This window comes from Priestia sp. FSL W8-0001, assembly GCF_038050335.1.
Taxonomy (GTDB): domain Bacteria; phylum Bacillota; class Bacilli; order Bacillales; family Bacillaceae_H; genus Priestia; species Priestia flexa.
Genome location: NZ_JBBPAL010000001.1, coordinates 1,579,046 through 1,600,528 on the forward strand (window position 1 = coordinate 1,579,046; position 21,483 = coordinate 1,600,528).

The window sequence follows — 21,483 nt, forward strand, 5'->3', positions numbered from 1 at the left end:
TTCTTTGTGGTAAAATGAATTGAATAAATGCGTTTCATAAGGAGGCTAAGATGAAGCGAACGATAAAAGAAGCAGAAGCATTTGTGAAAGAGAAGCTCGCACATGACACTACGGGCCACGACTGGCAGCATATTAATCGCGTGCGCAATTTAGCTATGATTCTATGTGAAAAAGAAGGTGGAAATAAACAGGTAGTCGAACTGGCTGCTTTATTTCATGATGTTGTAGATGATAAACTAGTGGTTGATGTTAATAAAGCTTACAAAGAAGTAGAAGAGTGGCTGATTGTTCACGGGATTAGCGAAAAGGATTGTCATCATATTATACATATTTTAAAAACAGTGTCTTTTAAAGGTGGAAACCGTCCGGACATGACGACGTTAGAAGGAGAAGTTGTGCAAGATGCGGATCGCTTGGATGCAATTGGAGCAGTGGGTATCGCGCGAACATTTATGTATGCAGGAGCTAAAGGAACACCTTTATACAATCCTTCAATTGAGATTCGAGACGTGATGTCGGAACAAGAATATCGAAATGGAAAGTCAACGGCTGTTGCCCATTTTTATGAAAAGCTACTGAAGTTGTACGAAGGAATGAATACATACACAGCTAAAGCAATTGCAAAGGAACGTCATGACTATATGCTTGGCTTTTTAGCACAATTTAAGAAAGAGTGGAATTATAACAATGAAAATGATTACGATTGAAGAATTAACAAAAACGTATGGGGAAAAGAACTTATTTAATCATTTAACCTTTACCATTACTGAAAATGAACGAATTGGCTTAATTGGTGTCAACGGTACAGGAAAGTCAACGTTGCTAAAAATTATTGCAGGACTGGAAATAGCCGATGGTGGCGAAGTCATGCACGCGAAGGATTACCGCATTACGTATATGCCTCAACACCCGGATTTTAATCCTGAACTTACGGTGCTAGAGCAGGTCTTCAGCGGTGATACGCCGCTTCTTCAGTTATTAAAGCAATATGAGCTTGCGCTGTACGAGCTCCAGCAAGATGCTTCGAGTGAAAAAGCGCAGCAGAATTTATATGATCTTCAGCAAAAGATGGATGCAATGAACGCATGGGAAGCGAACTCTAGTGCCCAAGCCGTTCTAACGAAGCTTGGTATTACCAATATGCAAGAGAAAATTGGGGCATTATCTGGTGGTCAGAAAAAACGTGTTTCCATTGCTCAAAGCTTAATTCAAACGCCGGATCTTTTAATTTTAGATGAACCGACAAACCACTTGGACTATGAAACGGTAAAATGGCTAGAAGAATATTTAGCGAAGTATCAAGGTGCTGTTTTACTCGTAACGCATGATCGTTACTTCTTAGACGCCGTTACGAATCGCATCTTTGAATTAGATGGTGGGAATTTATACAGCTACAAAGGAAATTATGGAGCGTTTTTGGAAGGGAAAGCACTTCGTGAAGAGCAAGAAAAAGCAACGCAATCCAAGTTAAGTAATTTATACCGTAATGAATTAGCTTGGATTCGACGTGGTGCCAAGGCGCGAACAACGAAGCAAAAGGCGCGCATTCAACGATTTGAAGAACTTGAAGGAAAAGTAGGAAGTACTGAAAAAGAGGGACTGGATATAAGTTTAGCAGGCAGTCGTTTAGGGAAAAAAGTTGTTGAACTAAAAGAAGTGTCAAAAGCATTTGAAGGTAAGATGCTCTTGAACGATTTCACTCACATTGTGAAAAAAGGAGATCGGATTGGGATTGTCGGTAAAAATGGAAGCGGGAAGTCAACGCTTTTAAACATGCTTGCTGGTCGTATTGGACCTGATAGCGGAGAGGTTGATCGTGGGCAAACTGTTAAAATTGCGTACTATACGCAAGAAAGTGACGATATGGACTTAAATAAACGAATGCTAGATTATATCAAAGAGTCAGCTGAAATCGTCCAAACGACGGATGGAAAAGTAATTTCAGCTTCGCAAATGCTTGAACGTTTTTTATTTCCTTCTCATACACACGGAACGCCTATTCGAAAGCTTTCAGGTGGAGAACGTCGTCGCCTTTATTTATTGAAGCTTTTAATGACCTCACCGAACGTGTTGCTGTTAGATGAGCCAACCAATGATTTAGATACACAAACGTTAACGGTTCTAGAAGATTATCTAGAGGAATTTCCAGGCGTTGTTATTACTGTTTCACATGATCGCTATTTCTTAGATAAAGTCGCTGACTACTTGTTGGTCTTTGAAGGAGACGGCGTCATTTCAACCTATTACGGTGCTTATACGGATCAGCTGGAAGAAGCAAGACGTCAAAAGCAAAAACAAGTGCAAGAGACCAAAGTGAAAGAAGAAAAGCCTAGAGTACAAGAAAAGCAGAAAAAGCGTCGCTTATCATATAAAGAGCAAAAAGAATGGGATGAAATTGAAGATAAAATTGCAGCCAAAGAAGAGGAGATTGAACGCTTAACAGCTGAAATTGAACGAGCTGGAAGTGATTACTCCAAAGCCTATACCTTATCGATGGAACAAGAGCAAGCAAACGATGATTTAAATGAGCTGCTAGAACGCTGGACGGAGCTTTCGGAACTAATTGAAGAAATTGAAAATGCGTAAAAAAGCAGGTGATTAGACCCTCTGTTTTTGAGCATGTTACAATGTAAAAAAATGAAATTGAGGAGTATGAGTGTATGAAGATTAAATCTATTGAACCCACACCAAGTCCGAATACAATGAAGATCAATTTAAATGAAGTGTTGCCTGGAGGAAAAAGCAACAACTACCATAAAGATAATAGTCATGAAGCCCCAGCGGTTATTCAAGAAATCATGAAGGTTGAAGGCGTAAAAGGCGTATATCACGTCGCTGATTTTTTGGCAGTTGAGCGTAATGCAAAATATGATTGGAAACAAATTTTACCTCAGGTTCGCGCAGCTTTTGGAGAAGACATACAGGATGAGACTGAAAACCAGCAGATTAATGAGCACTACGGGGAAGTGAGCGTAGCTGTTCAACTGTTTAAAAATGTCCCTATGCAAGTAAAGTTAACGGATGGAACAGAAGAGAAGCGATTTGGGCTTCCAGATCGTTTTGCAAAAGCGGTTGCTGAAGTTCAGCAATTTGCATCAAACGTTGTATTGGAGCGTAAATGGAAAGAGCAAGGAGTTCGCTACGGTGAACTAGAAGCAATTGGAGAAGATGTTGTAGAGGAATTATCAGCAGCTTATCCTGAGGAGCGTTTGAATCGACTTGTCCAACTTGCAAAGCAAGAGGAAAGTGGAGAGCAAGTTGTAAAGCCACGCGAAGCATATAAAGTAACAGAAGAAATGTTAGATGAGGAAGATTGGACAGTTCGTTATGCTCATTTAGAGCAAATGAATCCAACAGAAGAGGATTTACCCGTTTTGAACAAAGCGCTTGATGATGAAAAAGCATCCATCCGCCGCTTAGCAACGGTCTATCTTGGAATGATTGAATCGAAAGAAGTCCTTCCATTCTTATATAAAGCTTTAAAAGATAAATCTGTAACGGTTCGTCGTACTGCAGGAGACTGTATGTCAGATTTAGGGTTTGAAGAAGGGATTGCGGCGATGTGTGAAGCGCTACAAGATAAAAGTAAGCTTGTGCGCTGGAGAGCAGCAATGTTTTTATACGAAGTAGGAGACGAAACAGCTTTGTCAGCCTTAAAAGCAGCGGAAAACGATCCAGAGTTTGAGGTTGATTTACAAATTAAACTAGCAATTGAACGAATTGCAGGCGGAGAAGAAGCAAAAGGATCCGTTTGGAAACAAATGACGGAAAGTCGTAAAGGGTAAGAGAAAAAAGAGCATTCAGATGAATGCTCTTTTTTTATGTGCGAAAAGGAAACTGCAATGGTTTCATTGTATTATTAATCGTCATAGATTGATAATGATTAGAATGTAAATAGGTTAATATAGTCGGCAAAGACTGTGCCGTAAAAGGCTTATCGTGAAATAAGATAACCGGTGTTTGTTCGCTTGCATTCACGTGTTCAATGTGTGGCTCAATGGATTGAATGATTTTTGGCGCAGAGCGTAGCGCCCAATCCTCACTGTCAATATTCCAGTCCCACAGCTGGTAACGAGAAGTCAGCTGTGTTCTATGCGGTTCCTTTAAGTACGGCACGCTACCAAAAGGTACGCGGATGAGCTTGCTATCAACGCCAGTCACGTCCTTAAGAGCTTTTAAGCACGTTGTCATTTCGTTTAAAGCAGCGCCATCTTGCCCGTACATCTGATGAATATCATGTGAAACTCCATGACATCCGACGCTATGCCCTTCAGCAACAATGCGCTTAGCGATGTCAGGATATCGGTCAATTTGATTCTTTAATAAAAAGAACGTTGCTTTGACGTTGTAGTCTCTTAGAGTATCTAAGATTTTTGGAGTATCATTGTTAGGTCCGTCATCAAACGTAATAAAAATTGGTTTAGTAAGCGGTTCGTTGCGATCGTTTAGCGTATTTGCTAAATACGCGCTGTGATGTAATGTGTTTAACGTCTTGCCTGCATAGTTTACACCGTTTTCTTTTTGTGGCATTGGTGTGTAAGCCAAGGGTTCTTTTGCTGCTGCACTCATTGTTTGTGCATTCGTATACTTGCCAATTGCCACCAATAAAAGAAAAATGAGTAGTACTAAGCTAATTCCAATGTAAAATTGTTTTGATTTCTGTAAAGCCGGTTTCAATTGAAAAAATCCTTTCTATGTATAAACTTCTACCTATAACTATAGTATAAAAAATGGAAGAATAATAGTAAAATACGGCAAAAATTGAACGAATTTTAGTAATTGCTGTTTCTTCTCAATTTATGTGGTACTGAACCGAGCTCTAGCTAGATTTTTCCTGGCATTTGTAGTATGATGTGTGGATGAATTATTGTAAGGAGGAAGATTACGATGTCAATGGCATATGAAGAATATATGCGTCAGCTTGTTAAGCCGATGCGTGAAGAGTTAACTCGTGCTGGGTATAAAGAGCTTACAACAGAAGAAGCGGTAACAGAATTTATGGAAAATGCAGAGGGTACAACGTTTGTTGTTGTGAATTCCGTATGCGGATGCGCTGCTGGGTTAGCTCGCCCTGCGGCAACACAAGCATTTTTACATGCTGAAAATAAACCGAATCAAGCGGTTACTGTATTTGCTGGCCAAGACAAAGAAGCAACAGCAAAGATGAGAGAATATTTTGGTGATATTGAACCATCTTCTCCATCAATGGCTCTATTAAAAGGAAAAGAAGTTGTTCACTTCATTCCACGTCACGAAATTGAAGGTCAATCATTAGAAGCCATTTTTGAAAATGTTTTAGACGGTTTTAACAAGCACTGCTAATTTATAGCGTGCTACGAAGTAGATGAATAATGTAAGACGCGAAAAGGATGTCTTCAGGCATCCTTTTTCTTCTGCGCAAATAATGTAGCTTAGGTGGAAAGGAGTAAAATCAATGATTGTAACGACAGCTGGGAGAACGGATGAAGAGATGATTAGATTTGCTAAAAGCGTAGCAAATGATTTGCACATTCCATACGTTGCTCGAGCAAAAACATCTGTGAAAACGTTGCAGAAAAAAGAAAAATCAGATCTTTTAGTTGTTGGAAAAGAGAGAATGGAACTACATATCCAAGAAGCAGAAGAACCATTTTTCTTTCATCCAAACTCAGCGATGTTTCGGGCAAAGCGGTTATTAAAAGGTGAACAAGACCCGTTTATTCAAGCCGCAAAATTAACAACTGGTATGAGCGTATTAGACTGCACGCTAGGACTTGCTTCCGATAGTATTATTGCCAGCCTTGCCGTCGGAGAAAGAGGGCTAGTAAAGGGATTAGAAGGAAATCGTTTTATGGCGTATTTATTAAAGCAAGGCTTAAAAACGTGGAAAAGTGGTATTCGTGAAATAGATGAAGCGATGAACAGAATCTCTGTCGTGCACCAAACATTCGAAACATATCTTCATTGCTGTGAAGATAATTCATTTGATATTGTCTATTTTGATCCCATGTTTGAAGCAAACCTTGCTGACTCTAACGGAATTCAAGGGTTAAAGCAACTTGCTTTATACACACCGCTAACGGAGCAAGTTATGACGCAGGCAAAGCGAGTTGCAAGGAAGCGTGTTGTGCTTAAAGATCATTACAAAAGCACGCGTTTTCATGAGCATCAATTTCATGTGTATAAGCGTAAAACCGCCGCTTTTCATTACGGTGTTATTGAGATAAAGGAAGGTAGATAAAATAAAAATATGGTTTATATTCACTATAAAAGAGGTAGAGGGAAACTAAAAGCAGTATAAAAAAATTTTTTAACTATATTTTTTAAGTAAGAAAAAAGTTTTTAAAAAAAGGTGAAAAAAATTGAAATATGATACAATACACACTATATTAAAAATAGTTGAATGAAAGAAGAATTGAAAGGATCGATAAAGATGCCTAGATGGTTGAAAAGAATGCTCGTTGTATTAATTACGGTATTTACATTTGGGCTTGTCACGCCACCTGAGTATTTATACGTTGATGACGCGAAAGCCGACAAGCAGCATAAATCAGGCTATATACGTGATGTTGTGCCTTCCACAACCACGTTTGAAGATGCTGAGCTTCCCTCTATCCACTTTAAGTTTGAAGATGTTGATTCATTTGTTGCATATGCAATGGACCAAGCAGAGAAACAGTCCGTTGAAAAGTTTGGAACGAAAATTGGCCCTGTTATTGAAGAGGAGTTTCGAGGGGCTGTCCTACCAGAGATTGAAAAAGTCCTTACTGATATTGGCACAGAAAGAGAACAAGATATTACAAACCTAGAGATAAGTGAGCATCCAGCTTCGGGTTACGGAGAGAAAATTTTTCACGTTTATGACCTGCAGTCTGGGCAAGATTTAATTCGCTTTCATGTGCGGCGAGAGAACCCTCCAAAAGATGGGTATTGGTTTAACTTCCATTATCATAAAGCAGAAGATAATTTTCAAAAACACTATACGTTAGGGAAAATTTATTGGAACCGTAATATGCCTCCAAAATGGATGTCGTAATCAGGTTCAGTGACTAAAACTAGATTTTGATAAATCTAGTTTTTTTATTTATCTCTGCTGATAGGTTGTATGAGAAGAGTAGATGCCAAGATTTGCTTGGGAGTCTCCCTAGCTTTATGTGATAGCATAAAGCTAGGGGAGGAACAGCAGGTGAAAAAGAGAATCTTATTTGTTTGCATGTTATTGCTTGGCATGGGTCCAGCAATAACGTATTCTTCGTTTGAAAGAAATTATACGCTATTAAAAAATGTGGATATTGGAATGGAAACAAGCAACCAATCATACATTTCTCGCTATCTAAATGAAATAGTTTACATCCCAAAAGACAACTATAACGAACAAGAAGTAATGACTAGCTTGCACTATATTAGTCGCATACCGTCCCCGCTCTTAAAAGAAATGGCTCAAAAAGAAATTAATATAAAGTTGTTTAATGGCCAGCTAACCGATGAGCCAGGTTTTTTATTTTTAAAAGGAAAAGTACCAAGAGGCTATGAGCTTTCGAGTAAAGTGTGGGACGACGTCCCTGGGGCGGGAGGTTCAAAAACGGTTTACGTAAAAATTGGTCACAGCAAAAAAGGGCAAGGGCACGGTTCGGTCAATCTAGAGCTTCACGAGATTGCTCACACGGTTGATCGTCATATTTTACACAACCTCCGTCATAAAGAGAAATTTTTAACGGTTTGGAACGAAGAGAAACAAATATTATTTCCAAATCAACATTACTTTTTAAACTACCCAGAAGAATACTTTGCTGAAGTATTTGCAATGTATTATGCAAATTCGTTTACGCGTACTTATTTGAAAGAAAATGCCCCGAAAACAGCTCGTTACTTAGAAGAAGTGATTGGTGGACGGAATTTTTAAGGTGCCAAGCAAGTAATATGATAAATCGAAATGAATTCGTTATAATAGAAATGAGTGATTTGACAAAGATTGTTAAACACGAACATAATTGTATGAAGTTTGGTATTGGAGGATTTAGTAATGAAAAAGATTACAGAGGAAAAGCAGTTTCATGAACAAATCAAAAGAGAAGAGCTAAGCGTTGGTATCTTCACAACAACATGGTGTCCAGACTGTAAACGCCTTGATATGTTTATTGGTGAAATTATTGAAGAAAACCAAGATAAAGCTTGGTTTGAAGTGGATAAAGATGAGTTTGAAGAACTTTCTGCAGCAAACAATGTAATGGGAATTCCGTCTCTTCTTGTTTATAAAAATGGTGAGAAAATTGCACATCTTCATAGTGCAAATGCAAAAACACCTGAAGCAGTGCGTGAGTTTTTAAGTTCAATCTAAGTTGATTAGCTACTTGTTTACATAAGCAAGTAGCTTTTTTGTATAGAGTTTTGCTAAACGTCCCGCTCTTATTTTTTAAGAGTCTTTCTTGTCTTTAAACACTTTATTAGATAAAAACAAGCTTGTAGAACACGAACGTACGTTTTATAATTTAAATGTGGGAATACATGGTAATATGGAGGGGTTTTGAATGTACATAACAGTAGAAGATTTTATTAAAGAGTGGAACCGCGAAGCCATGCTAACTCAAAAAGTTTTAGAAGGCCTAACTGATCAGGCGTTAACTCAAAAAGTTTATACAGAAGGTCGTACTCTAGGAAGAATTGTGTGGCACTTTACAACAAATATTCCAGACTATTTGGCTCATTTTGGGTTGGAGATAGATTAGCTAGCAAATGCTGAACATGTACCCTCTTCCGCTAAAGAGATTGCTGGAGTTTTCAATAGAATTAGCTTACAAGCAGCGAAAGCTATTAACCAGCAGTGGACAGATGAAGCGTTAAAAGAAGTTCAAACAGCCTTTGGTCGACAAGAGACGAATGCTCAAATTTTAATGGGATTAATCAAACATATTATTCATCACCGTGGACAAGTTACGGTACTTATGCGTCAAGCTGGAATTGAACCTTTTGGTGTATACGGTCCCACCAAAGAAGGATGGGTTGGTGTAGGCGTGGAAAACCCTCCTGTTTAAAAGTAATTAGGCTATAAAAAAAGAGTCTTTTCACAGACTCCAAAGACTTACCCCTAAATTTTCAGCCTATCATAATGATACAATAGCAAAAATGTTTATATCTTACTATTACTTTGCTAGAACTTCTGACCTAAAATGTATGAAAGTTATGTCGATTTTCTATTTCCATTTTGAATGGAGTGCGTTATACTAAGACAGGTGAATAATCGTGAAGCAATAAGGTCTCAAATTTAACATTGAGTGAAAAGGGAAGTTTGGTGCAAGTCCAACGCGGTCCCGCCACTGTAAACGTTAGATGTCTAAAGATGCCACTGTTTGAAAAATGGGAAGGCTTAGTACATCATATACGTAAGTCAGGAGACCTGCCTTATTGTCAACTGTGAAACCTTCGAGGAGAGGGGAAGCAGGGTATTTGACGTACATAAACAATGCGAAAGTCATTCGCATCATTTAACGTTACCTGCTTTACTTTCGATTGAAAGTAAAGTTTTTTTATGTGTGCTGAGCGACTTCATAACCGATACATAATTAGGAGGGGTTATCAAAATGAAAAAGTGGTTATCATCTGTTATTGTTGCGATGTTCCTTGTTGTTCTTGCAGCGTGTGGGGCAACTGATGAAGGAAGCAAACAAACAGAGCAAACAAAGCAATCAGAAGAGCAAGCTGTTACGGTTAAAGATGCAAGAGGAGAAGAAGTAACGGTTGAACAAGCACCCAAGAAAATTGTTTCTCTTATGCCAAGTAACACGGAAATCGTCTATGAGTTAGGTCTTGAAAAAGAATTAATCGGAGTAACAAGCAACGATGATTATCCTGCAAGCGTGAAAGAAAAAGAGCAGGTAGGAGATATGAATATCAACGCAGAAAAAGTTATTGCATTAAATCCAGACCTTGTGTTAGCTCATGGTTCAAGCATGGGAATGTCGGATGAAGTTTTTAAGCAAATTGAAAGTGCTGGTATTCCATTATTTGTTGTAAATGATGCAACTGATTTCAATACTGTGTATGAAACGATTGGGAACATCGGAAAACTAACGAACAAAACAGATGAAGCAAATAAAACAGTAAAAGAAATGAAAGCTGCTGTTTCAGAAATTGAAGAAAAAGCGAAAGAAATTAAAGACGAAGATCGTAAGAAAGTATGGGTAGAGGTTTCACCTGCGCCTGAGATTTATACAACTGGTAAAGGTACGTTTATGGATGAAATGATTAAAATAATCGGAGCAGAAAACGTAGCTGGAAATGAAGAGGGATGGGTAAAACTTTCGGAAGAGAAAGTGGTTGAGCTAAATCCAGATACAATCGTTACAACATATGATGGTGACGCCAACGAAATCAAAAATCGTCCAGCATGGAGCGATATTACAGCTGTAAAAGAAAATCAAATCGTAAACGTTGATTCTAATAAAACAAATCGACCTGGACCACGAATTGTAGAAGGGTTAGAAGAGTTCGCGAAAGCCGTATATCCTGAGGTGTATAATTAATCGAGAAAAGGACCATATTCCAATTCAAAAAGGAATTGGTCCTTTTTTATCGTTACGTCTTGAGCAGGATGATGAATTATTAACGATGAAAACAAGTATACCGTTTAAAGCGTACAGTTCAGGCGTACTAGGAGATGGTATGCTTGAGACTAACGTTTTTTATAATCGTTTTGTACACAAATACTACCGTGCTGATTCACCTGCTGAAGAATATAGAGTATTTTTAAAAGAAAAAGGCTTCGTTTATGATAAAGTAGTAGGGTTGATGACGGCTGTTTATTTACGGAACAAATCGGTTTATACATATTGTAAAGATGGTCTTACAGTCTCATCTATTATTACTGCCGGAGTTGGTAATGCCGTTGATTTGACGTCTGATGATATTACTCCATTTTCTTCAGGGCCTGGAACGATTAATATGTTCATATTTATTGACGGGAAATTAACGGATGCTGCGTTTTTACAGCTGTTTATCGCAGCAACGGAAGTGAAAACGCGAATGCTTTACGAGCTGGGAGTGCAAGATTCGAACACAGAGACGCTTGCGACAGGAACATCTACTGATAGCATTTGTATTGCCGCAAGCCAAACCGGTAGCATGTATGAGTACGGTGGGTCCATGACGGCTCTGGGACAAGCGGTAGGAAAGCTCGTTAAGCTAAGTTTACTTGAAACCATTCAAAAAAGGTGATGTGTATGGACTTTCAACAATTAATTGTAGCGCATTTGCTAGCTATCTCAATGGCGCTTGTATTAGATGCTATTATCGGAGATCCTGTAAATTGGCCACATCCCGTCAGGTGGTTTGGACGCTGGATTTCTTTCATTGATAAGCGTTTAAACCAAGGTAAGTTTCAACGAATGAACGGTCTGTTCCTTGTATTAAGCATGGTAGTATGGTGTTTTGTACTACCTCTAGCTCTTCTAATCGCTCTATATGAAATTTCCTACTGGATTGGAATTATAGTCGAAGGCATAATGATTGCTACCACAATTTCAACAAAATCTTTGGGGGAAGCTGCCTATAAAGTAGCGCTGCCTTTACAAAAAGGTGACTTACAGGAAGCGCGCTTTCAAGTGGGCATGATTGTGGGAAGAGATACCGATCATCTTGACGAAAGCGAAATTGCCAGAGCGACAGTTGAAACAGTGGCGGAAAACACAAGTGATGGCATTACAGCTCCTTTATTTTTTGCTTTTGTATTAGGCGGAGCAGGCGCTTTTTTTTATCGAAGTATTAATACGTGTGATTCAATGGTGGGCTATAAAAATCCTATGTATGAAAAGTTTGGATACTTTAGTGCGAAATTAGATGACTGGTTGAATTTTATCCCTAGTCGGCTGACAGCGTTTATTATGGTTATTAGTAACGTAATGCACAGTGAATTTACAGCAAAGCATGTGTTTAGCATAATTAAAAGGGATGCACCTAAACACCCGAGCCCAAACAGCGGCTATGGTGAAAGTGCTGTTGCCGCTTTGCTTGGCATTCAGCTAGGAGGTCGCAACACATACAAAGGAATTGTTTCAAATCGTGCGAAAATGGGAGATCCTCTTTATTCTTTAAATGTTAGTCATATTTTTAAAACAGTCCAAGTGATGAAGCGGACCGTTTGGTGTACTTGGTTTTTTTATCTGATAGGAGGGATACTGATTGGCATTACCTACACATGGAGCTAACCCCGCAATTTTTCTAGAGGCGATAGGCCAAAATGCAGAACGTTCATTCATTGATTTTAGCGTGAATACAAACCCTTTAGGAGCACCGAATATCATTAATGAAAATTGGGATGAACTTAGAGAAATCGCTTTTTCTTATCCTGATCCTGATGTGAAAAAGCTAACGGGCCTCATTGCTACTTACCATAAGCTTACTTCTAATGAAGTCTTAGTAACAAACGGTGCAGCAGAAGCCTTCTTTTTGCTTGCTTCCATATTTTCAAACGAAAAGGTAGGGATTTTACAGCCTACTTTTATTGAATATGAACAGGCGAGTTTAGCTCATGGCTGTGAAATCATTCATATTTCTCTGGAAGAAACAGATAATTGGAATTGGAATATGTCGGAAATAAAACAAAAGCTTCCAATCTTAAAAGTCATATGGATTTGTCATCCCAACAACCCTACCGGACGAATGTATGACATAAATGAGTGGGAAGAGCTAATTGACTTAGCTCATCGTGAGAAGACTTATCTAGTTGTTGATGAAGCGTTTATTGATTTTGTAAAGGGAGCTTTCTCGTTTGATCGATGGATTCAAAAGTATCCATATCTAATCATTGTTCGGTCTATGACAAAAATGTTCAATATTGCAGGGGTAAGGTTAGGGTATGTTTTAGCTCATCAAGGCATCATTACTAAGTTGATGCAAAAGCAGCCACCTTGGAGTGTGAATGGTATGGCGCAGCAAATTGGCCGGTGGTGCTTATCTGAAGCGGAGTTCGTGAATAAGACGGTCGAGTATATTGATACAGAAAGAAAGCGAGTGACAAACGAGTTACAAAAGCTAGGGTTTACCATATCTCAGTCGGCAACTAACTACTATTTATGCAGTATTCCAGAGAGTTACACTTCAGCTGGATGGCTGTCATTTTTAGCACAAGAAGGAATTGTAGCAAGACACACGGAGAATTTCCTAGGCTTAAACGGTCGTTATGTTCGATTAGCAGTCAAAACACAAGCAGAGAATGATCAGCTTATTAGCGTATTGAAAAAAGGGGTCGGGTTGTCATGTTAGTATTTGTAACCGGAGGTGTTCGCAGCGGAAAGTCAGCAGCGGCAGAGGCATTTGTTCAAAAGCTAATGACCAATCGTGCCGTCTATCTAGCGACTAGCCGCGTCACTGATCATGAAATGCAAGAGCGAATTTCGTTGCACCAACAGCAACGAAATGATTCTAACTTGTCATGGTCTACTCTTGAAGTTCCAAAAGATCTATCTGGTATCTATTCATCGATTCAAGAAACGGATGTCATTTTGCTAGATTGTGCTACAAATTGGCTGGCAAACGAGCTTTTTACCAAGGAAGAAAAGTGGCAATCTCATTTGAAAGCAAACGAACTATTCAACAAAATGGTAGGAGTAATTCATCAATTGAATGAGCGATGTCAGCATCTTATCATTGTATCAAACGAGTTGTTTGAAGAGAGCGTCCTAAAGGGACCTACGTTTACATATATGAAGTTATTGGGGCGAATTCATCAGGAGATTGTGAATCAAGCAGACTTAGCGATTTGTGTAGAAGCGGGTATTTCCTGCTACTATAAGGGAGATGAAACAGCATGGCAGTAAAAGAGTGGATGGTCATCGCGCGCTTAGCGCTGCAGTTTTTTACAATCTTGCCAACAGCAAAAACAATTCAATGGACGGAAAAGCGCACGGCCAAAGCACTTTATTTTCTACCATGGATTGGCGCTTGTATAGGAGCAGTTAGCTATGGGCTATTTTTAGGTCTAGAATGGTTAGGGGTTAGCACTGTCACGACGGCTATTTTGCTTATGCTAGCTGGTGGGATACTCACAGGAGGCTTACACTTAGATGGATGGATAGATGTGAGCGATGCTTATTTTTCACATCAACCAAGAGAAAAAAAGCTTGTGATTTTAAGTGATCCTAACGTAGGTGCATTTGCAGTTCTGTCAATTCTAGCTCTATTAGCTCTGCGTTTTAGCGGAATAAATGAGCTGATTAACATTGAATCAATTAATTTAGTTATGTTCATGAGCGTATTTGTATTGCCTCGTATTGTAGCAGGGTGGATTTTGCTTTGGGATCAGCCTGCTAAAGAAACAGGGTTAGCTTCTTATTTTCAAAAAGGCTCAACTGAAAGACAAAAGTGGATCTATGCTGCAATGAGCATACTAATGATTGCAGGTCTTGTCTATTTAATGGAAAATAAAGCTGTAGTTTTAATTGGTGCTATCACTGTTTTTATATGGATTAAATTTTATCGCGCTCAGTTTGGAGGCATTACGGGAGATGTCATTGGAGCAACGATTGAAGGAGGGGAAACCCTTGTATGGTTGAGTATGTGGATATGCTATTTATTCGGCACGGTTTAACAGAATCTAATAAGCTGCGCCAGTACATCGGATGGAGCAATCCGTCGTTAAGTAGTGAAGGAATTGCAATGTTAAAAGCGTCGGATGCGGTACCGGACTTAGTTGTTGGAAGTGATTTGAATCGTACAAGAGAAACGAGCGCAATATTATTTCCCAATCAGCCATATACTGTCTTTGAAGATTGGCGCGAACTTTCATTTGGCGATTGGGAAGAGCGTACATATGAGCAGTTAAAAAATGATTCCGCATATCGAAAGTGGATTGATGCGCCTTTTGAAGAGCAACCGCCCAACGGGGAAAGTTTTGAAGCCTTCTCTAGTCGAATTTGGAAAGCTTGGGATCGAACCGTTGATTTGATGCTGCAGCAAAAGGCTAGTTTAACAGCGGTTGTCACTCACGGTGGACCTCTTCGCTTCATTACCTCTTATTTTCTAGAACAGTCTTCATTTTGGGATCATTCTTTTTCGTATGGAGAAGGAATACGACTGCGTTTCAAAAAGGATGATATAAAGGAGAGAAAGCCATGCATTTCGTATTCGGTGGTGCGTTCAATGGGAAGCGAAAATGGGTAAAGAAACAGTATGAGAACCAAATTACAGAGTGGCATAGTGCTTATGAAGACTTTATAAAAATGCCTACACTCGTAAAAGGAGATCAATACATAGTTATAGAAGGAATGGAGCTATACATTAAAGAATTAATTGATAGCGGTAAAACTGTTGAAGAAGTGTGTTGCTATTTCAAAGAACAATTACAAGCATGGCGAGCTGAGAACCTGCTAGAAAATGTAATTGTTATTGGAACAGAAATTGGAAAAGGGATTGTTCCAATGAGCCAAAATGATCGCAGTTGGCGTGATGCATGTGGCTATGTCTATCAAATGCTTGTAGCAGAAGCGGAAACAGTTGACCGCATCTGGTATGGAATTTCGAATCGGATAAAGGAGGAATAAGGGAATGAATATCTATACAAAAACAGGAGACAAAGGGCAAACAAGTTTAATAGGAGGTCGTGTAAATAAAGACGACATTCGAGTGGAAGCTTACGGGACAATTGATGAGTTAAATAGCTATGTAGGTCAAGCAATTACTCAGTTAAATGATAGGGTATTTAATGAATTAAAAGAAGAGCTTGTGACAATTCAGCACGAGCTATTTGATTGTGGAAGTGATTTAGCTTTTGCGAGAGATGATCACCCTTATAAAGTTGAAGCAAGTATGATTGAAGTATTAGAACGAAGAATTGATGAATATATGAAAGAAGCACCTGAGCTTGAGCGGTTTATTTTGCCAGGAGGTACGCAAGCAGCAGCAACACTTCATGTGTGCCGCACCGTGACAAGAAGAGCCGAAAGATTGGTTGTTGGGGTTCAGCGAGAGTTTAAAATTAACGATGCGGTCCTTCAATATTTAAATCGTTTATCCGATTACTTCTTTGCAGCTGCGCGCATCGCCAACTCACGAGAAAATGTACAAGATGTTGAGTATATTCGCAGTGCGAAAGTATTTAAAAAAGGAAAGAAAAAATAAATAAAAAAGTGTGGATATTTTTTATCCACACTTTTTTATTTGTGAAATATTCGAAACCTGAAATAAATGTCTGTAAAAAATCAGCGGTTGCCTCTATAATAAAAGCAGTGTAAAGAAAGAGAAAAGAGGTTAGGAGAATGAATAAAGGTACATTGAAACAACCTTATCAAGCCGGCCTAGTATATACGGCTAGTGCGTATGTGATGTGGGGAGTGTTTCCTTTATATTGGAAGCTGGTAGATAACGTTCCTGCAGACGAAATTTTAGCCCATCGCGTGATTTGGTCGTTTTTATTTATGCTACTATTGCTGTGCATAACACGGCAGCTTGGTAGTCTTAAAGAAACCATTGGGTATTTATTTCGTCATCCAAAAAAAACGCTTATTTTATTTTCGGCGTCCTTATTAATTAGTCTTAATTGGTTTATTTATATTTGGGCTGTCAATAATGAAAGGATTATTGAAACCAGCCTTGGTTATTATATCAATCCTCTTGTGAGCGTGCTGTTAGGTATTGTTGTTTTAAAAGAAAAGCTGAATTTCTGGCAGGTTATCTCAGTAGGTTTAGCCGCTATTGGCGTGCTGTTTTTAACACTTCACTATGGAGAGTTTCCTTGGGTATCGTTAGGGCTTGCTTTTAGCTTCGGTATATACGGGCTTGTGAAAAAGACCATTCAGCTAGAAGCTAAAGTTGGTTTGACTCTCGAAACATTTATGGTCACACCAATTGCACTTGTGTACTTTATTGTGCTATATGCCAAAGGGGATTCTAGCTTTGTAGTTGGCAATCCGACAACAAGCTTACTGCTGATTGGAGGAGGCGTTGCGACGGCCATGCCGCTTTTATATTTTGCAAAAGGTGCACCTTTAATCCCTCTATCTATGGTTGGATTTTTACAGTATATTGCACCGACGATGACCTTACTTTTAGGTGTTTTTGTTTATCATGAAGCATTCTCTAGTGTTCATATGATTGCCTTTTTATTTATTTGGGGCGGATCGGTTATCTTTGCATTATCAAAAACAAAGTTCATGGTCGCTCATCAACCCAAGATTCGCAAGAGCCGTTCGGTAGGTTTGTAATATAAAGTTCAACATCTGTATGCTGGATGTTGAACTTTTTTTGTGAGAAAAATGAAAGGAGACGGTAGTATTAGGAATGAACACCACCGTATGTATATTATAGCTTGCGTTGAAAGTGAGCGTTTAACTGCCCACGTAGCATTTGATTTTTAACTTCTTTCATTTTTCGTTCTTCATCTTTTTTTGCTAGCTCAGTTCGAATTTCGCTTGTTTGTACCCCTTCTTCAATGCGATCTGCGATTTCCATTAACCGTTCTACGTCTGAAAAGGAATACTTTCGAATTCCTGTATTTGTACGCTCTGGAAACAATAAGCTGCGCTTTTCGTAATAGCGAATCTGTCTTTCAGATAGTCCCGTCAATTCCTTCACGATGCCAATTGACATAACCTTTTTGTCACGATAAGATGCTTCATTTGTGGACAATCTCCCTCACCCCTGAGTGTATGATAATTATGTTATATCCTTATTATAAAGGAAAAAAATACAAAAAAGTTATAACATGTTATATATTCTAACATAATTATGTGATATTTTTTAGATAAATGTGAGGAAAAATAACAAAGATGATGAAATTAGGAAATGATTCTTATAAAATAGAACAGAAAAAGTTACTAAGAAAGGAATAAAAAAGATGAGCGACAACGAAGTGATAAAGAAACAAGTTATAAAACTTGCTACAGAAATTATTGAGCTGGATTTAAAAAGAGATGAAAAGTTTGAAGAATTAACCGTTTTAGCAGGTAACCATGCTTATGAAATTCTCAGGAGAGTCCAAAATGGATAGTAAGGGGTAGTAATCCCCGTACGATAAAAAAACTCCCGCTTTGGCGGGAGTTTTGTGTTTAGACTTGATCTAAAGTTGTAAGCTCTTTTTTTAACTGTTCATGACGAAGATTTTCTCCGATGATGACAAGATTAGTTGGCATTTTCAACAGCTCTTTCATATATAAAGGCATTCCATACGAGTACTGAAATGAATACGTATCAGTAGAGTGAGTAAAGCGTAAATAACCTTTCATTCGATAAATTGTATCTGGCGTATGACGTAGCCAATCTTCAAATTTTTCAAGGTCAACTGAATTTTTAAATTCATAAACAAATGTTTTTAAGTGTAACTGTTTTTCAACATGAGCTTGCTGGTGCGCTTGTTTCTCTGAAAGCTTCGCACTTGTTAAAAGTTTCAACTGAATAGAAGAATAACTTGTGAATACGCAAGCTGCTTGTGGGTTAATTGATTGAACTTCATACAGTAGCGCTGCTTTAGCTGATTCAGATAATGTGTCAGCTTTGTTCAATAGTATGACATCTGCATGTCGAATTTGTTCTTGGAGTAGCTTTTGCAATTGAATACTTAAGCTGCCTCTGTCTTGCCATCTGTGAACGTCTACCGTTGTCACGATACACTTTACAACGACATCGTTAGCAAAGAGGGGAGACATGCAGGCGTCTAGTACTTCAATTGGATGTGCTACACCTGTCGTTTCAATGTAAATGGCATCTAACTTATTTTCTTGTAGAAGCGAATGGAGCTGCGTTTCAAACTGTCCTTGAATGGTGCAGCAAACGCATCCGTTTAGTAATTCTTTAAGCGGCGTGTCTTCTTCTACTTCATCGGAGTCGATAGAGACTTTGCCAAGTTCATTCATAATAACGGCGATTTGACGGCCGTTTTCTTTTTCTTGCTTTAATGCATTTTTTAACAATGATGTTTTTCCGCTTCCTAAAAAGCCGGATAAGATATAAATTTCAGTTTTGTTTATCATTTTTCTAACTCCTGTATAAAATCGAAATGATTATGATTTATGATTATATACCATACACTATGTTTGCATTTTTGTATATATCTATCTAGGTAATACATTAAAAGCATGCTTACTCTACTATATAAATGGTATCACAAACGAAAATAAATTGGAAAAAGCGAAAAGATAAAATGAATATTCTCAATTTTAAAACGCTATTATGCTAAAATAGAATAATAGATAGCAAGTGTATAGAGGGAAAGGGAGATGCTTTCATGCGAATTTTAGTATTAGGAGCTGGTGGAGTAGGGGGCTATTTCGGTGGGCGCCTTGCTGAAAAAGGAGAAGATGTTACATTTTTAGTTCGAAGTCAAAGAAAAAAACAGCTTGAAAAAAGTGGATTAGTCATTAAAAGCATACATGGTGATTATTCATTTTCTCCAAAGTTAATCACAGCAACCAGTGAGGGAGTACATCCCTTTGACTGCGTTTTATTTTCGACAAAAGCATATCATCTGGATCAAGCAATAGCTGATGTAAAACCGTTTGTAGGAAGTGATACTACTGTCATTCCACTGTTAAATGGAATTGATCATCTGTCTACGTTGCAAAGAGCTTTCGGAGAGGATAATGTAATAGGTGGTCTTTGTTTTATCGAAACGACATTGAACGCAGATGGGGAGATTATTCAAACAAGCCCTGCACATCGAGTCGTTTATGGAGAATTTAATGGTGAAAAAACAAATCGAATCGAGCGCTTAGAAACTGCATTTAGCTATACAAAAACTTCATTTGTGCTAAGCGATTGTATTGAACAAGAGATGTGGCATAAGTATCTATTTATTACAACCCTTTCTGGAGTTACTACCTTGATGCGTTCACCAATTGGGCCTATTCGTGATGTAGAAGGAGGTAGAACGTTTATTCAATCTCTTCTTCAAGAAGTGTATGAAATCATGGTAAGAGAAGGTGCTCCGGTTAGCGATGGAATTGTACAGCAGCATATGAAAACAATGGAATCGATGACTTATACTATGAAATCATCCATGCAACGAGACATTGAGAAGGGGTATATGACTGAAGCGGAACATCTTCAAGGGTACCTCCTACGGTTAGCACAAAAATATGATGTGAAATCAGACATTTTACATATTGTCTATCAACATTTAAAGGTATATGAGAAAGTTCAAAAAGGGACTGATAACCAGTGAGCTTGACAATTGATTTTGCAAAATTAGATGTGATAAAGTCTCTTGTTCCAGTTCAGCAGGTACAAAGCCTTTCCTCAAAAAAGGGTCTATATTTTCTCTTTGATACGGAAAAGGAACTTGTCTATATTGGTAGTACAATGAATTCATTAAAACAAAGGGTGTTTGCACATCTTAAAAGCGGTGATTTTCAAGAAAACCAGCCTATTGCGTTTATTGGCTGGTTGGAGATAGAAGGTTCAAAAGAAACGATCGAAGCGCTTAAAACGATGCTCATTAATGCGTATTTCCCTATCTATAATCAATATGGCATTAAGTATAAGCATAAGCGGCCTCTAAGAGCTGAGCATACTAATTGTCAGGTAGAGGTTAAAAAAGCTGTAGAGCCTGCTACATCCAAAGTGAAAAAAGTTGTTGGAAATAAGCGCTTTACTTCGGCTAGTGTAAAAGAAATAGCAAATGGAGATGAAGCGAAGAGGTTATGGTCTCGGAGTGAGGCTCGGGCAATACTGCATTTATCAGACGCTGAGATTATCACTTTAAGTGAGAGACTGTTGACGGAACAATATTTCTTTCAACGTGACATGAAAAAGAATCTTATATTTACGCTAAAAGATTTGGTTGTCATGCAGGTTTTATTAAATATTACTCAGCACCACGTCGTGAAGAAGAGAGAAATGAAAGAGGCTATTCGTTTAGTCCAAAAATTTGGATTGATTGAAGCGCTTAGAATTTCTGAGCGCTTAATTACGAAAGTAAATATGTAGACGACAAAACCAAGCTGTATTCTATTACAGCTTGGTTTTAATACTTAAGCAATTTCGTCAATAACCCGTGGGAGGGCAATAATGGAAAGTATACATAAAGAGCTAACTACGTGATGCATTTCAAAGATAGCAATAATGAAAAACATAATGGACATGTATAGCTGCAATCCCTTTAATCCCCACGATCTTTGCGCAAGAAAGAAGTCACTTAACACGAATAAGAAAAAAATAAGCGAACTGCATACTATGATGACCGTACTTGACATCGTATGGTTATAAGCACTAATAAGCAATAGTGTAATAAGTAATAAAACGGCCGTTGTTTTTAACAATTTTATCATCATTTTCACCTTCAATACAAAGTGATCTGTGTTTTTATTTTATAGCATAGTCAATAAATCGGAAAGTCAAACACCATAAGTATAACAACAATTTAACATCTTTATAATGTATTTACAAAAAGTTGTCTTCTAAAACTAGCTCTTAGGCTGTTAAATTGACGATTAACAAGCATAATGCTATAGTATGTTTTCAAAAAATCCAGCTAATCCAGCAATGTGGAACGTTGTTAAATAAGTAAAAAGGACGTGTTTG

General features: G+C 38.2%; 25 protein-coding genes, 1 pseudogene and 1 riboswitch. Of the genes and pseudogenes, 22 read left to right on the top strand and 4 right to left on the bottom strand.

Going from position 1 to position 21,483, the window contains the following annotated elements; all coding sequences use genetic code 11:
- Nucleotides 1–50 precede the first annotated feature (50 nt).
- The 3 genes from MKZ18_RS08335 to MKZ18_RS08345 all read left to right on the top strand — a co-directional run bounded on the left by MKZ18_RS08335 (nucleotide 51) and on the right by MKZ18_RS08345 (nucleotide 3,785).
- Nucleotides 51–707, top strand: a complete 657-nt coding sequence (locus MKZ18_RS08335) for an HD domain-containing protein (RefSeq protein WP_061785040.1) — start codon at nucleotides 51–53, stop codon at nucleotides 705–707.
- Nucleotides 688–2,586, top strand: coding sequence for an ABC-F family ATP-binding cassette domain-containing protein (locus MKZ18_RS08340; RefSeq protein WP_341344532.1), 1,899 nt, complete (start codon nucleotides 688–690; stop codon nucleotides 2,584–2,586). Before MKZ18_RS08335 ends, MKZ18_RS08340 begins: the two co-directional genes overlap by 20 nt.
- 74 nt (nucleotides 2,587–2,660) lie before the next feature.
- A complete protein-coding gene (locus MKZ18_RS08345; protein ID WP_025907692.1) occupies nucleotides 2,661–3,785 on the top strand; it encodes a conserved virulence factor C family protein in 1,125 nt (374 codons plus the stop codon).
- A gap of 34 nt (nucleotides 3,786–3,819) precedes the next feature.
- Here MKZ18_RS08345 and MKZ18_RS08350 read toward each other — a convergent pair whose 3' ends face one another.
- Complete coding sequence (locus MKZ18_RS08350; protein WP_341344533.1) at nucleotides 3,820–4,677, bottom strand: polysaccharide deacetylase family protein; 858 nt, start codon at nucleotides 4,675–4,677, stop codon at nucleotides 3,820–3,822.
- Nucleotides 4,678–4,887: 210 nt separating this feature from the next.
- Between MKZ18_RS08350 and MKZ18_RS08355 the strand changes: the two genes are divergently transcribed.
- The 16 genes and pseudogenes from MKZ18_RS08355 (at nucleotide 4,888) to rarD (ending at nucleotide 17,171) form a co-directional block, all read left to right on the top strand.
- The gene (locus MKZ18_RS08355) at nucleotides 4,888–5,322 is read left to right on the top strand and encodes a BrxA/BrxB family bacilliredoxin (RefSeq protein WP_061785039.1); all 435 of its coding nucleotides are present in this window, start codon (nucleotides 4,888–4,890) and stop codon (nucleotides 5,320–5,322) included.
- 112 nt (nucleotides 5,323–5,434) lie between these two features.
- A complete protein-coding gene (locus MKZ18_RS08360; RefSeq protein ID WP_078989903.1) occupies nucleotides 5,435–6,220 on the top strand; it encodes a class I SAM-dependent methyltransferase in 786 nt (261 codons plus the stop codon).
- Between the two features lie 192 nt (nucleotides 6,221–6,412).
- Nucleotides 6,413–7,015, top strand: a complete 603-nt coding sequence (locus MKZ18_RS08365; RefSeq protein ID WP_025907695.1) for a YpjP family protein — start codon at nucleotides 6,413–6,415, stop codon at nucleotides 7,013–7,015.
- Nucleotides 7,016–7,165: 150 nt separating this feature from the next.
- A complete protein-coding gene (locus MKZ18_RS08370) occupies nucleotides 7,166–7,882 on the top strand; it encodes an anthrax toxin lethal factor-related metalloendopeptidase (protein ID WP_025907696.1) in 717 nt (238 codons plus the stop codon).
- 120 nt (nucleotides 7,883–8,002) lie between these two features.
- Complete coding sequence (locus MKZ18_RS08375; RefSeq protein ID WP_025907697.1) at nucleotides 8,003–8,317, top strand: thioredoxin family protein; 315 nt, start codon at nucleotides 8,003–8,005, stop codon at nucleotides 8,315–8,317.
- 190 nt (nucleotides 8,318–8,507) lie between these two features.
- A pseudogene (locus MKZ18_RS08380) lies at nucleotides 8,508–9,011 on the top strand (DinB family protein).
- Nucleotides 9,012–9,213: 202 nt separating this feature from the next.
- Nucleotides 9,214–9,395: riboswitch (cobalamin riboswitch) on the top strand.
- Nucleotides 9,396–9,557: 162 nt separating this feature from the next.
- The gene (locus MKZ18_RS08385) at nucleotides 9,558–10,499 is read left to right on the top strand and encodes an ABC transporter substrate-binding protein (RefSeq protein WP_076513680.1); all 942 of its coding nucleotides are present in this window, start codon (nucleotides 9,558–9,560) and stop codon (nucleotides 10,497–10,499) included.
- An 85-nt stretch (nucleotides 10,500–10,584) separates the two neighbouring features.
- A complete protein-coding gene (locus MKZ18_RS08390; protein ID WP_076513682.1) occupies nucleotides 10,585–11,190 on the top strand; it encodes an adenosylcobinamide amidohydrolase in 606 nt (201 codons plus the stop codon).
- Nucleotides 11,191–11,195: 5 nt separating this feature from the next.
- Nucleotides 11,196–12,179, top strand: a complete 984-nt coding sequence (gene cbiB, locus MKZ18_RS08395) for an adenosylcobinamide-phosphate synthase CbiB (RefSeq protein ID WP_100347603.1) — start codon at nucleotides 11,196–11,198, stop codon at nucleotides 12,177–12,179.
- Nucleotides 12,154–13,236, top strand: coding sequence for a threonine-phosphate decarboxylase CobD (gene cobD, locus MKZ18_RS08400; RefSeq protein ID WP_061785035.1), 1,083 nt, complete (start codon nucleotides 12,154–12,156; stop codon nucleotides 13,234–13,236). The genes cbiB and cobD overlap by 26 nt, the downstream gene beginning before the upstream one ends.
- A complete protein-coding gene (locus tag MKZ18_RS08405) occupies nucleotides 13,230–13,790 on the top strand; it encodes a bifunctional adenosylcobinamide kinase/adenosylcobinamide-phosphate guanylyltransferase (RefSeq protein ID WP_025907702.1) in 561 nt (186 codons plus the stop codon). Before cobD ends, MKZ18_RS08405 begins: the two co-directional genes overlap by 7 nt.
- Nucleotides 13,781–14,560 (top strand): adenosylcobinamide-GDP ribazoletransferase, encoded by a 780-nt coding sequence (locus MKZ18_RS08410; RefSeq protein WP_340842570.1) that lies wholly within the window; start codon nucleotides 13,781–13,783, stop codon nucleotides 14,558–14,560. The genes MKZ18_RS08405 and MKZ18_RS08410 overlap by 10 nt, the downstream gene beginning before the upstream one ends.
- On the top strand, nucleotides 14,518–15,132 hold the full coding sequence (locus tag MKZ18_RS08415; protein ID WP_076513708.1) for a histidine phosphatase family protein: 615 nt from the start codon (nucleotides 14,518–14,520) through the stop codon (nucleotides 15,130–15,132). The genes MKZ18_RS08410 and MKZ18_RS08415 overlap by 43 nt, the downstream gene beginning before the upstream one ends.
- Complete coding sequence (locus tag MKZ18_RS08420; protein WP_025907704.1) at nucleotides 15,084–15,512, top strand: bifunctional adenosylcobinamide kinase/adenosylcobinamide-phosphate guanylyltransferase; 429 nt, start codon at nucleotides 15,084–15,086, stop codon at nucleotides 15,510–15,512. The genes MKZ18_RS08415 and MKZ18_RS08420 overlap by 49 nt, the downstream gene beginning before the upstream one ends.
- 4 nt (nucleotides 15,513–15,516) lie before the next feature.
- Nucleotides 15,517–16,089, top strand: a complete 573-nt coding sequence (locus MKZ18_RS08425) for a cob(I)yrinic acid a,c-diamide adenosyltransferase (protein WP_025907705.1) — start codon at nucleotides 15,517–15,519, stop codon at nucleotides 16,087–16,089.
- A gap of 137 nt (nucleotides 16,090–16,226) precedes the next feature.
- On the top strand, nucleotides 16,227–17,171 hold the full coding sequence (gene rarD / locus MKZ18_RS08430) for an EamA family transporter RarD (RefSeq protein WP_025907706.1): 945 nt from the start codon (nucleotides 16,227–16,229) through the stop codon (nucleotides 17,169–17,171).
- A gap of 97 nt (nucleotides 17,172–17,268) precedes the next feature.
- On the opposite strand, the gene MKZ18_RS08435 is transcribed toward rarD, so the two are convergent.
- Nucleotides 17,269–17,595 carry a MerR family transcriptional regulator gene (locus MKZ18_RS08435; RefSeq protein ID WP_025907707.1) on the bottom strand — a complete coding sequence of 109 codons (327 nt, stop codon included), beginning with the start codon at nucleotides 17,593–17,595 and terminating at the stop codon, nucleotides 17,269–17,271.
- Nucleotides 17,596–17,803: 208 nt separating this feature from the next.
- On the opposite strand from MKZ18_RS08435, the gene MKZ18_RS08440 reads away from it, so the two are divergent.
- Nucleotides 17,804–17,956: a hypothetical protein gene (locus MKZ18_RS08440; protein WP_167556146.1), complete on the top strand. Its 153-nt coding sequence runs from the start codon at nucleotides 17,804–17,806 to the stop codon at nucleotides 17,954–17,956.
- 58 nt (nucleotides 17,957–18,014) lie between these two features.
- Here the strand turns inward: MKZ18_RS08440 and MKZ18_RS08445 are convergent, their stop codons facing one another.
- Nucleotides 18,015–18,935 (bottom strand): CobW family GTP-binding protein, encoded by a 921-nt coding sequence (locus tag MKZ18_RS08445; RefSeq protein ID WP_035319869.1) that lies wholly within the window; start codon nucleotides 18,933–18,935, stop codon nucleotides 18,015–18,017.
- A gap of 254 nt (nucleotides 18,936–19,189) precedes the next feature.
- Between MKZ18_RS08445 and panE the strand changes: the two genes are divergently transcribed.
- Both panE and MKZ18_RS08455 read left to right on the top strand, forming a co-directional pair.
- Nucleotides 19,190–20,125 carry a 2-dehydropantoate 2-reductase gene (gene panE / locus MKZ18_RS08450; protein WP_025907709.1) on the top strand — a complete coding sequence of 312 codons (936 nt, stop codon included), beginning with the start codon at nucleotides 19,190–19,192 and terminating at the stop codon, nucleotides 20,123–20,125.
- A complete protein-coding gene (locus MKZ18_RS08455) occupies nucleotides 20,122–20,889 on the top strand; it encodes a GIY-YIG nuclease family protein (protein ID WP_100347606.1) in 768 nt (255 codons plus the stop codon). The genes panE and MKZ18_RS08455 overlap by 4 nt, the downstream gene beginning before the upstream one ends.
- A gap of 44 nt (nucleotides 20,890–20,933) precedes the next feature.
- Here the strand turns inward: MKZ18_RS08455 and MKZ18_RS08460 are convergent, their stop codons facing one another.
- Nucleotides 20,934–21,233 carry a hypothetical protein gene (locus MKZ18_RS08460; protein ID WP_090752859.1) on the bottom strand — a complete coding sequence of 100 codons (300 nt, stop codon included), beginning with the start codon at nucleotides 21,231–21,233 and terminating at the stop codon, nucleotides 20,934–20,936.
- Between the last annotated feature and the right edge of the window lie 250 nt (nucleotides 21,234–21,483).